Raw genomic sequence first — 13,272 nt, 5'->3', positions numbered from 1 at the left:
GTTCAGCCTCGCCGACTGGCGCGGCGGCTGCGGTAAGTATCCAGGACCACGGCGATCACGATCACGGCACCGGTAATGATGCGCTTGGTGGGCTCCGTGGCACCGATCTGCGCAAGGCCGGCGGCCAATACCGAAATAATCAACACACCGAAGAAGGTACTGATCACCGACCCTCGCCCACCCATCAGGCTGGTACCTCCGATCACCACCGCAGCGATCACTTGCAGCTCCAGGCCGGAGCCCGCATTTGGGTCTGCTGCTTCCAGGCGCGAAATCTGGAACAACGCCGCCACACCGGCCAGCAGTCCCATGAGACTGAATACCAGAATCTTGTACGGCTTGGGGTTGATCCCGGCCAGGCGCACAGCTTCTTCGTTGGTGCCGATACCGATCAGGTAGCGACCGAATACGGTGCGGGTCAATACCAGTTGGGCGGCAATGATCACCAGCAAAGCGATGATGAACGACGGCGAAATGCCGAAGGCTATCGGGTTGGACAGCCAGGCAAACGAATCGCCGATATAGGCCGTGCGCGAACCGGTCATCTGGTACGCCACGCCACGAGCCATTTCCAACACACCAAGAGACACGATAAACGATGGAATGCGCCAGGCCACCGTGATCGAACCAGTGATAGTGCCGGCCAACGCGGCGCAGCCCATGCCGAGCACGGCGGCCGGTAAAACACTCCAGCCCCAACCGAGAATCGCCACGCTGACCGCCGACGCCGCCAACGCCAGCACCGAGCCCACCGACAGGTCGATACCGCCGATGATCAGGATGAAGGTCATGCCCACCGCCAGCACCATCAGGTCCGGAATCTGGTTGGCCAGGGTGCTGAACGTGTCATAGGACAGGAAGTGATCGCTGAGCACCGAAAACAGCGCGATCATCGCCAGCAATGCGCCGGCCAGCCCCAGGTAGGTGCCCAGGCCGTAGAAGTTGCCGCCGGTTTTACCGGGGGAAGTTGTGGTTTTCATGGGGTATTCCTAGGCGCGGCATCGTTGAGCAGCGCATCACGTTTCTGATAGCCGGCAAACGCGGCGGCGAGCAATTCGTCCTGGGTCCAGCTGTCGCGCTCGAAGGTCTCGATCAGGCGCCCGGCGGATAGCACGCCGATGCGGTCGCAGATCAGCATGAGTTCCCGCAGGTCGCTGGACACCACCACCAGCGCCTTGCCCTGGCGGGTCAACTCGCCGAGCAAGGCATAAATGTCGAACTTGGCACCGACGTCGATGCCCCGGGTAGGCTCGTCGAACAGCATTACTGAGCAATCGCGCTCCAGCCAGCGACCGATCACAACTTTCTGCTGGTTGCCGCCGGACAGTTCGGAGACCAATTGCGCCGGGCTGGAACTGCGGATACGCATGGCGTCGATCTGACGCTTGGCCAGTGCGGTTTCGTTGCGGTTATTGACCAAACCGCCAGCGGAAATTTCCGGCATGTTGCCCAGCGCGATATTCGCACTGATCGACTGGGTCAGCAGCAGCCCTTCGCCCTTGCGGTCCTCGGTGATCAGGGCAATGCCATGACCCACGGCGTCCACCGGCGAGCGGATACTCACCACCTGGGCCGGCGTCCCCAGGGCCACAGTGCCGCTGTCGGCCAGGTCGGCACCGAAGATAAGGCGCAGCAACTCTGTACGACCAGCGCCGATCAGGCCGGAAATGCCATAGATCTCACCGGCACGCACTTCAAAGGATACGTCGCGGACCTTGTCCGAGCGGGTCAGGCCCTTCACGGTCAGGGCCGGGCCGCCGATGCTGCGCGGTCCCAGGTCGATGTGTTCACCCAGCTCCCGGCCGACCATCAAGGTGACCAGTTGTTCGCTGTTGTAATTGGCCATCGGCTCGACGCAGACCAGTTTGCCGTCGCGCAATACCGCAATGCGCTGGGCGACACGGGCCAGCTCTTCCAACCGATGGGAAATGTAAATGATCGCCACGCCCCGAGCCTGCAAGCGGGTGATTTGCTCAAACAGCATCTCGACTTCACGGGCCGTGAGCATCGCCGTGGGCTCGTCGAGGATCAGCACATGGCAGTCGCCAATCAGGTTGCGGGCGATCTCGACCATCTGCTGGTGGCCGATACCCAGGCTGCCAACCAGAGTGTCCGGGTCGATGGCGTCCAGGCCGACCTGAGCCATGGCCTCGATCGCAGCCTTGCGCAACTGCTTGCGGCTGATCCAGCCACAGTGACTGGGCAGGTTATCCAGGAACAGGTTTTCGGCCACGGTCAGCGTCGGCAACAGGTTGAGTTCCTGCATGACCATGCGCACGCCCAACGCTTCAGCCTGGGTTCGGCTGCCGGGGCGGTAATCCTGGCCATTGAACTGCATGTTCCCGGTGGTCGGCATGACCAGCCCGCCAATGATCTTCGACAGCGTACTTTTGCCTGCGCCGTTCTCACCGGTCAGCGCCAACACTTCACCACGGTTGAGCGTGAGGGTGATGTCGGACAGAACCGGCTGGGCATAGGTCTTGCCGATACCGCTGACCGAGAGGACAGCGTTCGGGGCGGAAGATGACATAGGAAAATCTCCAGGCGTCCGCTCAGGACGAGCGGACGCTGTTGGGTGCCGCCAGGATTACTTTTTGAGGACGAGTTCGACCGGAGTTTCGATCACGCCATCTTTGGCATCGACTTTCTCACCCTTGACCAGCTTGAGCGCGTTCTGGATACCGAACACAGCCTGCTGCGCGGCCGCCTGGTCGGCAGTCGCCAGGACGCGACCGTCCTGCAGCATCGGCTTGATGGCTTCGATGTTGTCGTAACCCACCACCAGCACCTTGCCGGCCTTGCCAGCCGCGCGTACGGCGGAAACAGCGCCCAGGGCCATGTTGTCGTTACCGGCCAACAGAGCCTTGAGGTCCGGGTATTCACTCAACATGGCCGAGGCCACTTTCTGGCCCTGGTCAATTTCCCAGTTGCCGGATTGGATGGAAACGATCTTCATGCCCGCAGCGTCCATCGCATCCTTGTAGCCTGCGGTGCGTTGCTGGGCATTGGTGGTGGTCGGTACGCCTTCGATGATGCCGACCTTGTCGCCTGCCGCCAGTTGCTTGGCCAGGTAGTCGCCGACCAGCTTGGAACCTTTGCGATTGTCGGGACCGACGAAGGGAATATCGAGTTTTTTGCTTTTCAGAACGTCAGGGTCGAGGCGGTTGTCGATGTTGACGATCTTGATACCGGCGTCGGAGGCTTTCTTCAGCACGGTGACCAGCGCCTTGGAGTCGGCAGGCGCGATGACGATGGCGTTGACCTTAGCGAGGATCATTTGATTGACGATGTCGATCTGCGCGCTGGTATCGGTTTCGTTCTTGATACCGTTGGTGATCATGTCGAAATCAGCGGTGTGGTCTTTCTGATACGCCTTGGCACCGTCCTGCATGGTGACGAAGAATTCATTGGCAAGGGACTTCATCACGAGGCCGACCTTGGGTTTGGCGGCTGCGTCATCAGCGAATGCAGAGGAAAAAGGTAAGGCGGCGGATGCGGCAGCAAGCACAGCGACAGCAAGAAGACGTCCAGCGAATGGCAGCTTCATGGGTTCACTCCGATCTTATGATTATTGTGAGCAACGCTTGCACCGAAGTGTACTTCGGCGGCCCTCCCACCCGGGTGGCTGATACGAGCTGACAGGAGACTCAGTGAGCGCCCCATGAAACATCTCGCAAACGTTTGCGTTATTCAAACTATGAGAACCTTGTCGAGATTTGTCAACGGTAGAACACCGCCTTTCATGCAAGGCCTCTAGCCCCTGCCCTTCTGCCTTGTGAATGACGTCGCTAAACATATCCCCCACCGGTTCGTTCTCTGAAACGACAGGCTTCGGCGTATCGCTCAGGTTTTTCCGTGATCATTTTCGGACAACCGAACGCGATGCCGCAGCTTGTTCGGAAAGCCGGACAGCGGTACGACGCGACGCGCAAAAAGTCACGATATTTTTTGTTATAAATCAATAGTTTAATTTATATAAACGCACACAATCGGCTTGGTACAAATCCTGCTCTTACCCAGCACCCCGTGGCGTTCAGAACCGCCCGGGCGCTCTAGATGAACTTGCTACAGCACTCATCAAAAACCAGAGAGAAAAATAATGAAATCTGCATTGAAGAACTTTGTTCCGGGCGCGTTAGCCCTTCTGCTGCTGTTCCCTGTTGCCGCTCAGGCAAAGGAAGTCGAATCCAAGACCAAGCTGTCCAACGTGGTGATCCTTGCCACCGGCGGTACCATTGCCGGCGCTGGCGCCAGCGCAGCCAACAGCGCGACCTACCAGGCAGCCAAAGTTGGCATCGAGCAATTGATCGCCGGTGTTCCTGAGCTTAGCCAGATCGCGAATGTGCGCGGCGAGCAAGTGATGCAAATTGCGTCCGAAAGCATCAACAACGAGAACCTGCTGCAACTGGGCCGTCGCGTCGCCGAACTGGCCGACAGCAAGGACGTCGACGGCATCGTGATCACCCACGGTACCGACACCCTGGAAGAGACCGCCTACTTCCTGAACCTGGTGGAAAAAACCGACAAGCCTATCGTGGTGGTCGGCTCCATGCGCCCAGGCACCGCCATGTCGGCTGACGGCATGCTCAACCTGTACAACGCCGTGGCCGTGGCCGGCAGCAAGGATGCACGTGGCAAAGGCGTACTGGTGACCATGAACGACGAGATCCAATCGGGTCGCGACGTCAGCAAAATGATCAATATCAAGACCGAAGCGTTCAAGAGCCCATGGGGCCCGCTGGGCATGGTCGTTGAAGGCAAGTCCTACTGGTTCCGCCTGCCGGCCAAGCGTCACACCATGGACTCGGAATTCGATATCAAGAACATCAAGAGCTTGCCCGATGTTGAAATCGCCTACGGCTACGGCAACGTGAGCGACACAGCCTACAAGGCACTGGCCCAGGCTGGCGCCAAAGCCATCATCCACGCCGGCACCGGCAATGGTTCGGTGTCGTCCAAAGTGGTCCCTGCGCTGGTGGAGTTGCGCAAGCAAGGTGTGCAGATCATCCGTTCTTCCCATGTAAATGCCGGGGGCATGGTGCTGCGTAATGCCGAACAGCCAGACGACAAGTACGACTGGGTCGCCGCCCTTGACCTGAACCCGCAGAAAGCACGGATTCTGGCAATGGTTGCCCTGACCAAGACCCAGGACAGCAAAGAACTGCAACGGATGTTCTGGGAATATTGATTCCTGATGACATCGCTGTAGAGGCGGGTTTACCCGCCTCTACCTCATCTGCAAATCCCGCAACAAACACCTCCCCGCCTTACACCAAATCATCTAAACAGCTGTCAGACGAACTTATTGAATTTTAAGCGGTTGCGAAATTGCCCACAGTTAAATACTGTATGCACGTACAGCTTACTAAGGATCACTCCGTGGCAAAGTCCTCTTCCGCAGCGCTAACCCCACCTGATGCCTACGAACGCCTGGCCATTCGTGTGCAAAAGATCATCAACTCCACCAACGCCCAAAAAGCCAAGGCAGCCTTGATCTTCCGCTTGCCGGACGAGCCGGAAGACGAGTGGCAGCGCTTGCTGGAGGAAATCGCGGAGAACGACAACGTCACCCTCGCCTACCGGGATGACGGCGGCGTGCAGATTTTCTGGGTTGTGCCGAAGGAAGATTGATTCAATGAGTGCCCGTTTTATTGCTGTGTGTTGCCTGCTTTTTGCCGTGACTGCCCATGCCCAGGCACCCCGAACCTTCAGCGAAGCCAAGAAAGTCGCCTGGACGCTCTACGCGCCACAGTCCACCGAGTTCTATTGCGGCTGCAAATACACCGGCAATCGTGTTGACCTGAAAGCCTGCGGCTACATCCCGCGCAAAAACGCCAACCGTGCGGCGCGCATCGAGTGGGAGCACATTGTTCCGGCCTGGCAGATCGGACATCAGCGCCAGTGCTGGCAGAACGGTGGACGCAAGAACTGTACGCGCCATGACGACGTGTTCAAGCGTGCCGAAGCGGATTTGCACAACCTGGTGCCGAGCATCGGCGAGGTCAACGGAGATCGAAGCAACTTCAGTTTTGGCTGGCTGCCGGTGCAAAGCGGGCAGTACGGTTCATGCCTGACCCAGGTGGACTTCAAGGCCAAGAAGGTCATGCCGCGCCCGTCCATTCGCGGAATGATCGCACGCACTTATTTCTACATGAGCAAGCAGTACGGCTTGCGCCTGTCGAAACAGGATCGCCAGCTGTACGAAGCCTGGAACAAGACTTATCCAGTACAAGCCTGGGAGCGCCAGCGTAACCAGACAGTGGCGTGCGTGATGGGCCGTGGCAATGAGTTTGTCGGCCCGGTAAACCTGAAAGCCTGCGGTTGAACATGGGCGGCACTGCCGCCCAATCAGCCGTTACTGCGCGGCCTTGTGCTCGATGATCTCGGACACCGTGTCGCTTTTCTTGGCCCGCGCCATCTTCTCGTTGAGCAGTGTCTGCTTGGCTTCGGCCTCGGCCCTGGTTGCAAATGGCCCCAGCAGCACTTCGTCCTTGCCATCGACCTTCACGATATAAAAATTGAACCCGTGTTCGAGCAACCAGGCGGTCAGGTCCGTGATTGCCTGCAGCTTGTGGTCCGGCGGTCCTACTCGCAGGTCCCATTCCTGGGCGGCAATCGCGCCGGTTTGTGGCTGGCTTTCGGTCACGGCAGGCTTGGCCTTGGGGGCATCGACGCTTTTGCCTTCACCGCAACCGGCCAATGCCAACACCGCCATTGCCATCGCTACTTTACGCACTGCCCTGCTCCTTCAACGGATAAAGAGGCGACTTTATCATTCACTGTCTATTCTGGCCGTCATAAACGTTGGCTTAAACAATGCGAATGATGTATCCCAGACCTGTATGATGCCGCCATGGGAATTAATGTCGCCTCTATGCGTCCTAAAAGAGGCAGTCACAGGGACGCGCTTAGCAGTAAGCTACACACATACGACACCTGCCCTGTCTGAAACATGTGTCCTTAAAAGTAATCAAGGAGAAGTCCATGCTTATACTCACCCGCAAAGTTGGTGAAAGCATAAACATCGGTGATGACATTACGATCACCATCCTGGGCGTCAGCGGCCAGCAAGTACGAATCGGCATCAACGCACCTAAGGATGTTGCCGTGCATCGCGAGGAGATTTACCAACGCATCCAGGCCGGCCTGACCGCTCCGGACAAAAACCAGACGCCTTGAAGCGCCTTCAGTAGCCAGCCCTTTCGTTCACTGTAACGGCTGGCGAAAACCTCTTCGGTCTGCTTTTGTCTTTGTTTCGCGAACCGTTTTTTGCCGCACGCTCATCCATGCATCAAGATGAAACTATCTTCACGCCTGGAACTTCTTACATAATCTGCAACCGAATCCTCTGACTGATATCCCGCCATCCGTGTGCGCTTGGGAGCACGACGATGATGCCTGGCAATGCCCAGCCATTTTTTTCCAGATCCTGGATGATCGCCCTGCTGATAGGGCTGGTCTTTGTCGGTTTGGAATATGGACTGAAGATTGAAATAGAAGGCACAGACGCCCCCCGTTCGCGGCTGGACCTGGTACTGCTGCTATGTGGCTACCTGTTCATGTTCTGCCTCAAGCCCATCCAGATAGCCGTGCAGCGTAAGCTGTGCCAGCGAAACGTCCGCAACACCGCACGCTGAAGCCCCCCCTGGTTCACTATCAGATCGCCGGTATTTACAGCGTCGCAGCAAGACCTATTCTTGGGTGTGTTTGCACAGTCAGTAAGAAGGTGCCGGTACAGATGGATACGCTCACTAAAACCCAAATCGAATCTGAATTGGCGGCCCGCCTGCCCAGCTATACAGTCACGTGTACGCTGCACGCCGACGGCACGCTCTCGGCCGTGCTCAGCGGTCCGGAAACCGACCATTTCGCAATCACCGGAATCGTGCGGGCGCATTATCGCGGTGCCGAAGCGATTGCCCGGCTTGCGAACGAGATTCTCAGGGAGATGGTGCTGTCACGCCAAGGCATGCGCAGTGATCGAATGCAGGCGCCGCCTTACCCAGCCGCCCGCCAAGCAGGCCGAGACCGGTAGCGGGCTCGGCTTGCCTGTGTCAGCCCGCCACACTCTCCAGGTACAACAAGCCCTCTGCGTTGCGTTGCACCTGTAGCTGTTCATACCCATCAACCGAAGGATGCGCGGTCACCATGGGCTTGAGGTGCGTCGAGGTCACGACCATCACATCCGCTCCAGCCGCCTCCCCCGCACGAATACCCACCGTCGCATCCTCAAACACCAGGCAGTCCTGCACCGACACACCCAGGCGCTGTGCACCGAGCTGATAACAGGCAGGGTCAGGCTTGCCGATGGCCACGTCTTCAGCCGTGACCAGCACCGCTGGCGGTGTAATCCCTGCCGCTTGCAGTCGACGCAACGCCAGCTCCCTGGGTGCAGAGGTGACCAGCGCCCACTGCTCACCAGGCAAGCGGTTCAGAAATTCGACGGCACCGGAAATTGCAACGACGCCCTCCACATCATTGATTTCAGCCTCGGCAATCCACTGCGCTTCAATCTCTGGGTCGACGCCGGGCAATGCTTGGCGCGTGATGGTGTCGATCGCCCTGGCGCCATGAATGGTGGTCAGAAACGTCGCCACCTCCAGCCCATGGCGCTCAGCCCAGATACTCCACACCCGCTCGGCGGCGGCAATCGAATTGAGCAGCGTCCCGTCCATGTCGAACAGAAAGGCGCGGTAAGGGCGGGCAAATACGGCTGAACCTCGGATGGACACTGCGGGGTTTCCTCGTGGGCTGAAACGAATAATCGGCGCGATGCAATCTACGGATCACCCGGCTGCTTGTAAACGCCACCGACGCCGGCAATAACATGGCGACGTCGAGCGCCATGCGGGTGATCGAGGTAATTGCCCCTGCTCGAACGGAGGCGCAACGCACCGTCAGCTCAATCGAGGGCGCCATTGAGGACTTCGTAGATGATGCCCGTTGCAATGGCCACCAATATCAAGTCGGTGCCCGCCTGCTGCCACTCGTACCCATCGTAATGGGGCAAGCGGCCCAACAAACGGCCGTCCAGTTTCTTGGCAATGCCCGGCGGCAGCGGCTTGCCGCGTGCCAGGTTCTTCTGGATACCAGGCGGCAAGGCCGGCCCTGGACTCCAGTAGTCGCGATAACCGCCCAATACATTCAGCACGCTGCCACGGTCGACGCTGGGGCCGTGACTGCCTGACGCACCTTTGCCTTTGGGCTTGTCATGCCCCTGCCCGCCTTGACCATTACCTTTATTGTTCCCTTGCCCCTTGCCATTGCCTGGATCAGCCAGGGCCATACCGCTACCGGCAAACAATACAAGCGATAGTGCAACAGACACGAATTTCGGGCACTTGATCATGGCGATTATCCAGGTCAGGAATGTAGCAGAACTGTAGTCGAAGTTACCGCACCATGTGCGGAGTCAACTCACCTGGCCACCCACTTCCACCACGTCCACCGGGGTATTCCAGGCCGTCGAAACAGCGATGCGCAGCCCATCGACCAGGCCCTCTCCAAGCTGGCTCGACACGTGGATAAAACCACTGCGTACGCCCGAGCCCGCGAGTTCGTGCTGCAAGCGGTAGAACACCTGGTTGCACACGAAGGTACCGGCCGTCTGCGACACCGCCACCGCAATCCCCGCCTCGCGCACCGCTCTGGCCATGGCCTTGATCGGCAGCGTCGAGAAATACGCCGCAGGGCCGCCGACCACTACTTCCGTATCGATGGGCTGCTCCCCCAGATTATCGGGGATGCGCGCATCGTTGACGTTGATCGCCACCCGCTCAATAGAAATTTCGCTACGCCCAGGGGCCAACCCAGTGGCGATGACCATCGCCGGGCGTAGTTCACTGATCAGTTGGAGCAAGCACTCACTCGCCGTGGCAAACGCACAGGGCAACCGACGCGCAACAATCCGCACATCGTCGTCGAGCTGCATGCCGTCCAGTTGGCGCACGGCTTCCCAGGATGGGTTCACCACATCTTGATCAAAGGGCTCGAACCCCGTCAGCAATACAGTTCGCATCTTGGCCTCACATCAACAGGTAAAGCAGGACAATATTGACCACCAGCATCATCAACGCGGTCGGCAGTTGCGCCTTGATCACCGCGTTCTTGTCCGGCAACTCCAGTAACGCTGCCGGCACGATATTGAAGTTGGCAGCCATTGGCGTCATCAGCGTGCCGCAATAGCCAGAGAACATACCGATGGCCGCCATTACCGCCGGGTTACCGCCATAGATACCCACCAGCACCGGCACGCCGACGCCCCCAGTCATCACCGGGAACGCCGCGAAGCCGTTGCCCATGATCACCGTAAACAAGGCCATGCCCAACACGTACACCATGACCGCCACCAACTTGAAATCCAGGTTGATGTAGGTGGTGGTGACGTGTGCGACGGCCGTGCCGACACCTGCCTCATTGAACAGCAGGCCAAGCATCGCCAGCATCTGCGGCAGCACCATGGCCCAGCCCAAGGCCTCGGTGAGACGCCGGGATTCGCGCAAGGCCTGCACCGGCGTATCGCGGGTCAGCCAGCAAGCCAGGCCGAGGGCGATCAGGCAGCCGATGCCGAGAGACACGAAGGTGGTGTTTTTCGGGTCCAGCAGCGGTACGCCGCCAATCTCGGTGTGCTTGAGCAAGACCGAACCGATCACGGTGGTCAGCGGGATCGCCAGCGCCGGGATAAACAGCTTGTGCCCGAGGCGACCAGCACTGGCGCGCGAAGCCTTGTCATGCAACTCAGCATGGGTGCCACGGCCAACGCCGCCCAAACCGGCGATCAGCGCCATCACCACCACACCCGCACCGACAACTACCGAGGGCAGGCGCTCGCCCACCAGGAACGGGATGGCAAACAGCAGCCAGAACAGCGCACTGGACCAGCGCTTGGGGTGGGTTCGATCCAACAGAATCATGCCGGCGGTAATCAGCAGCAGGGCCCCGGCGAGCCAGTACAGGTATTGGATGGAGATGATCATTGCGCGGCCTCCACTGGGGTCGCGGCGGGCGTCATCTCGCGGGTCAGTCTTCGGTCAAACCGATGAAGTCGGATCGCGTGAATGATAAAGGCGCAAATCGCCGTAGGAATGCCCCACACCGCGATGTGCAGCGGCTCCACATCAATCCCCGAGCCCAATAGAAAGGTGTGCATCAACGCAATCGCACCAAAGGCGACGAAGATGTCTTCACCAAAAAACAGGCCGACGTTATCGGTGGCAGCGCACATGGCCAACACCTTGTGACGCAGTTTGTCCGGCAGTTTGCCGTAGCGCTTTTCCGCCGCGCCTTCGGCCATCGGTGCCAGCAGTGGGCGCACCATTTGCGGGTGACCGCCGAGACTGGTCAAGCCCATGGCTGCGGTGGACTCACGTACAAATAGATAGATGATCAGCAAACGCCCTACCGTGGCGCGCTCAAACCGCGCAATCCAGTTCTGCGCGTGCAGGCGCAAGCCGTGGCGCTCCAGCAAACCGATGACTGCGAGGGGCAACAACAGGATCAATTGCAGGGCACGAGTCTGTAGGAAACCATCACCCATAGTGGCGAGGATTTTCTCCAGCGGGAAGTGGGCTGCGAGCCCAGTGGCGATAGCCGCGGCGGTGACCACCAACAGCGGATTGAAACGCAAAACAAAGCCAACCACGATCACAAGTACGCCGATCAACGGCCATAAGTTCACAACAGTTTGCATGGCGGAGAGGTCCTTAAGTGCGCGCTGCGGCGCCATTACAGCAGGATGTGAACAAAGGGTTCACAGCAGGAAGTGGCGTGCAGTCGGCTCGGTTTTTTATTGTTGACCCGTCAGGGCGAGCGTCAGTGGCGGCAACTGTGCTGCCTGGGAGAGGGAGGTGTCCAACAAGAAAAATTGTTGCTGCAAACCAATAAATTTTGTGGGTAATGGAGGGCTGTGTGGGTAACAAGTTGCAGACAGGCTGTAAGGGATTCGCGCATCGTAGCGCCGCCTGTTTATCAAGTGTCCCCGCCACTGCGGTGGTGTTCAGCGCCAAAACAAGTTCAGGCGATTGCTAAACAGATGATCAGTGACATCAAGAGCACCAAGGCCAAGTAAGGCACCCCGCCTGGGATAACGCCAGCACGTCATCCCAGGCGCTTCTGGAAAAAGTAGCGTTGATGACCTGGCGGGTAATCGGCCATATGGCCAAATTCACTGAAGCCTAACTTGCGATAAAACCCAGGCGCCTGAAAGCTGAACGTGTCCAGCCAGATACCCGTACACCCCTTACGCAGGGCCGCCTCTTCAGCAGACAGCATCAAGCGAGTGCCCGTGCCTTGGGCGCGCATCGAATCAGGGATACTCAAGAGCTCTATGAACATCCATCCATAGGAAATTTTCCCGTAGAGACCGCCGACCACTTCTTGAGTCACGGGGTCGCGCAGTAAAATTCCGACCGTTTCGAACGCCATTTCACCGGTATGACTCAGGTTATAGGCTCTCAATGGTTTGAGAATTGCCTGGCGCTCTTCCTCAGACACGTTGTAAGACACTTCCATTGCCATCTCCATTGCAGCGCTCTGTGTTGGTTTGAAAAGCCGCTCACTATTGCTTCATGAATGCAAAAAGGGCCAACCCATTGGTTGACCCCAGAGATTCACTCACGCCAGATCGGTTGGCGTCAAAGCTGCTTGAATGTCTCCCGCGACACTTCCTGCAGACCTGCCTCGGTAATTTTCTTCCAATCGCTTTCCGTCACCGCCTGCATGCTTTCGCTTTGACGCGTGACTACATTCATCGCCTTTGCGCCCGGAGTTTCGATGCGCAGAAGGGACTTGCTAGTGACGTCAACGGAGAAAAATCCGGGAGTGAACCAAGACCAGAACTCGACGATATGAACCTTCACCATCGCCGCATCAGCAGCACTTGGCTCGCTTACGACCTCATAACCCGCCTGCTTATATGCCGAGGCTACCGACTCATTGACCAATTGGGAAAGTGTGCGGCCCGACGGGAGCAACACATCGCCCAGCGCCATGCCATAACCGTTACGCTTACGGGCAATGGCGCGTTCGGTGATGGTTTTGTCCGTGACTTCGTTATTCTTCAGCGAAGGAATGTCCGGACTACGAGGGTCGATTTGAAAGATGCGTTCGTCCACTGTACTGATCAGCACTTTCTTGCCATTGCTGGCAGTGGCTTGCACGTTACTCAACGGCGCAACATTGACATCGATCTCGGACCGACTGGTGGCACATCCCGCCAACACCATCAATGCCGCAATTCCCACAGCTAAACGAACGCTCATACCTACCACTCCC

General features: G+C 58.3%; 17 protein-coding genes. 6 read left to right on the top strand and 11 right to left on the bottom strand.

The window, feature by feature from the left end:
* Positions 1–2: 2 nt before the first annotated feature.
* Genes FIV39_RS12685 through FIV39_RS12675 form a run of 3 tightly spaced genes read right to left on the bottom strand, consistent with a single transcriptional unit; the run spans position 3 to position 3,547 of the window.
* A complete protein-coding gene (locus tag FIV39_RS12685; protein ID WP_090406582.1) occupies positions 3–980 on the bottom strand; it encodes an ABC transporter permease in 978 nt (325 codons plus the stop codon).
* On the bottom strand, positions 977–2,530 hold the full coding sequence (locus FIV39_RS12680) for a sugar ABC transporter ATP-binding protein (RefSeq protein WP_090406584.1): 1,554 nt from the start codon (positions 2,528–2,530) through the stop codon (positions 977–979). The genes FIV39_RS12685 and FIV39_RS12680 overlap by 4 nt, the downstream gene beginning before the upstream one ends.
* 57 nt (positions 2,531–2,587) lie before the next feature.
* Positions 2,588–3,547 (bottom strand): sugar ABC transporter substrate-binding protein, encoded by a 960-nt coding sequence (locus FIV39_RS12675; protein ID WP_090406587.1) that lies wholly within the window; start codon positions 3,545–3,547, stop codon positions 2,588–2,590.
* A gap of 552 nt (positions 3,548–4,099) precedes the next feature.
* Here FIV39_RS12675 and FIV39_RS12670 point away from each other — a divergent pair.
* The 3 genes from FIV39_RS12670 to FIV39_RS12660 all read left to right on the top strand — a co-directional run bounded on the left by FIV39_RS12670 (position 4,100) and on the right by FIV39_RS12660 (position 6,325).
* Entirely contained in the window at positions 4,100–5,188 is a 1,089-nt protein-coding gene (locus FIV39_RS12670; RefSeq protein WP_010209102.1) for an asparaginase, read from the top strand.
* Positions 5,189–5,379: 191 nt separating this feature from the next.
* A complete protein-coding gene (locus FIV39_RS12665; RefSeq protein WP_174562738.1) occupies positions 5,380–5,631 on the top strand; it encodes a DUF1654 domain-containing protein in 252 nt (83 codons plus the stop codon).
* A gap of 4 nt (positions 5,632–5,635) precedes the next feature.
* Positions 5,636–6,325 carry an endonuclease gene (locus FIV39_RS12660; RefSeq protein WP_090406593.1) on the top strand — a complete coding sequence of 230 codons (690 nt, stop codon included), beginning with the start codon at positions 5,636–5,638 and terminating at the stop codon, positions 6,323–6,325.
* 30 nt (positions 6,326–6,355) lie between these two features.
* Here FIV39_RS12660 and FIV39_RS12655 read toward each other — a convergent pair whose 3' ends face one another.
* Positions 6,356–6,721: an SPOR domain-containing protein gene (locus FIV39_RS12655; RefSeq protein ID WP_167361154.1), complete on the bottom strand. Its 366-nt coding sequence runs from the start codon at positions 6,719–6,721 to the stop codon at positions 6,356–6,358.
* Positions 6,722–6,984: 263 nt separating this feature from the next.
* Here FIV39_RS12655 and csrA point away from each other — a divergent pair, with 263 nt between their 5' ends.
* The 3 genes from csrA to FIV39_RS12640 all read left to right on the top strand — a co-directional run bounded on the left by csrA (position 6,985) and on the right by FIV39_RS12640 (position 8,035).
* Complete coding sequence (csrA, locus tag FIV39_RS12650; protein ID WP_003192511.1) at positions 6,985–7,179, top strand: carbon storage regulator CsrA; 195 nt, start codon at positions 6,985–6,987, stop codon at positions 7,177–7,179.
* Positions 7,180–7,391: 212 nt separating this feature from the next.
* Positions 7,392–7,637 (top strand): hypothetical protein, encoded by a 246-nt coding sequence (locus tag FIV39_RS12645; RefSeq protein WP_090406599.1) that lies wholly within the window; start codon positions 7,392–7,394, stop codon positions 7,635–7,637.
* Positions 7,638–7,738: 101 nt separating this feature from the next.
* On the top strand, positions 7,739–8,035 hold the full coding sequence (locus FIV39_RS12640) for a hypothetical protein (protein ID WP_090406602.1): 297 nt from the start codon (positions 7,739–7,741) through the stop codon (positions 8,033–8,035).
* A 19-nt stretch (positions 8,036–8,054) separates the two neighbouring features.
* Here FIV39_RS12640 and FIV39_RS12635 read toward each other — a convergent pair whose 3' ends face one another.
* From FIV39_RS12635 to FIV39_RS12605, 7 genes are all read right to left on the bottom strand, one after another.
* Positions 8,055–8,732, bottom strand: a complete 678-nt coding sequence (locus FIV39_RS12635) for an HAD-IA family hydrolase (protein WP_090406605.1) — start codon at positions 8,730–8,732, stop codon at positions 8,055–8,057.
* Positions 8,733–8,902: 170 nt separating this feature from the next.
* The gene (locus tag FIV39_RS12630; protein ID WP_090406608.1) at positions 8,903–9,349 is read right to left on the bottom strand and encodes an anti-virulence regulator CigR family protein; all 447 of its coding nucleotides are present in this window, start codon (positions 9,347–9,349) and stop codon (positions 8,903–8,905) included.
* 63 nt (positions 9,350–9,412) lie between these two features.
* Positions 9,413–10,018, bottom strand: coding sequence for a pyroglutamyl-peptidase I (gene pcp, locus FIV39_RS12625; protein ID WP_090406610.1), 606 nt, complete (start codon positions 10,016–10,018; stop codon positions 9,413–9,415).
* Positions 10,019–10,025: 7 nt separating this feature from the next.
* Positions 10,026–10,976 carry a DUF979 domain-containing protein gene (locus tag FIV39_RS12620; RefSeq protein ID WP_090406613.1) on the bottom strand — a complete coding sequence of 317 codons (951 nt, stop codon included), beginning with the start codon at positions 10,974–10,976 and terminating at the stop codon, positions 10,026–10,028.
* Entirely contained in the window at positions 10,973–11,689 is a 717-nt protein-coding gene (locus FIV39_RS12615; protein ID WP_033901741.1) for a DUF969 domain-containing protein, read from the bottom strand. Before FIV39_RS12615 ends, FIV39_RS12620 begins: the two co-directional genes overlap by 4 nt.
* A gap of 407 nt (positions 11,690–12,096) precedes the next feature.
* Positions 12,097–12,522, bottom strand: coding sequence for a GNAT family N-acetyltransferase (locus FIV39_RS12610; RefSeq protein WP_090406616.1), 426 nt, complete (start codon positions 12,520–12,522; stop codon positions 12,097–12,099).
* A 110-nt stretch (positions 12,523–12,632) separates the two neighbouring features.
* Entirely contained in the window at positions 12,633–13,259 is a 627-nt protein-coding gene (locus FIV39_RS12605) for a YajG family lipoprotein (protein WP_186731516.1), read from the bottom strand.
* Between the last annotated feature and the right edge of the window lie 13 nt (positions 13,260–13,272).

The organism is Pseudomonas grimontii (assembly GCF_007858185.1).
Lineage (GTDB): Bacteria > Pseudomonadota > Gammaproteobacteria > Pseudomonadales > Pseudomonadaceae > Aquipseudomonas > Aquipseudomonas grimontii.
This window is presented reverse-complemented; position numbering and strand designations above follow the sequence as displayed.

Excerpts from the sequence above, each read along its gene's own strand:
- FIV39_RS12685 (WP_090406582.1), bottom strand. The coding sequence starts at position 980 with ATGAAAACCACAACTTCCCCCGGTAAAACCGGCGGCAACTTCTACGGC.
- FIV39_RS12680 (WP_090406584.1), bottom strand. The coding sequence starts at position 2,530 with ATGTCATCTTCCGCCCCGAACGCTGTCCTCTCGGTCAGCGGTATCGGC.
- FIV39_RS12675 (WP_090406587.1), bottom strand. The coding sequence starts at position 3,547 with ATGAAGCTGCCATTCGCTGGACGTCTTCTTGCTGTCGCTGTGCTTGCT.
- FIV39_RS12670 (WP_010209102.1), top strand. The coding sequence starts at position 4,100 with ATGAAATCTGCATTGAAGAACTTTGTTCCGGGCGCGTTAGCCCTTCTG.
- FIV39_RS12660 (WP_090406593.1), top strand. The coding sequence starts at position 5,636 with ATGAGTGCCCGTTTTATTGCTGTGTGTTGCCTGCTTTTTGCCGTGACT.
- FIV39_RS12655 (WP_167361154.1), bottom strand. The coding sequence starts at position 6,721 with ATGGCAATGGCGGTGTTGGCATTGGCCGGTTGCGGTGAAGGCAAAAGC.
- csrA (WP_003192511.1), top strand. The coding sequence starts at position 6,985 with ATGCTTATACTCACCCGCAAAGTTGGTGAAAGCATAAACATCGGTGAT.
- FIV39_RS12645 (WP_090406599.1), top strand. The coding sequence starts at position 7,392 with ATGATGCCTGGCAATGCCCAGCCATTTTTTTCCAGATCCTGGATGATC.
- FIV39_RS12640 (WP_090406602.1), top strand. The coding sequence starts at position 7,739 with ATGGATACGCTCACTAAAACCCAAATCGAATCTGAATTGGCGGCCCGC.
- FIV39_RS12630 (WP_090406608.1), bottom strand. The coding sequence starts at position 9,349 with ATGATCAAGTGCCCGAAATTCGTGTCTGTTGCACTATCGCTTGTATTG.
- pcp (WP_090406610.1), bottom strand. The coding sequence starts at position 10,018 with ATGCGAACTGTATTGCTGACGGGGTTCGAGCCCTTTGATCAAGATGTG.
- FIV39_RS12620 (WP_090406613.1), bottom strand. The coding sequence starts at position 10,976 with ATGATCATCTCCATCCAATACCTGTACTGGCTCGCCGGGGCCCTGCTG.
- FIV39_RS12615 (WP_033901741.1), bottom strand. The coding sequence starts at position 11,689 with ATGCAAACTGTTGTGAACTTATGGCCGTTGATCGGCGTACTTGTGATC.
- FIV39_RS12610 (WP_090406616.1), bottom strand. The coding sequence starts at position 12,522 with ATGGAGATGGCAATGGAAGTGTCTTACAACGTGTCTGAGGAAGAGCGC.
- FIV39_RS12605 (WP_186731516.1), bottom strand. The coding sequence starts at position 13,259 with ATGAGCGTTCGTTTAGCTGTGGGAATTGCGGCATTGATGGTGTTGGCG.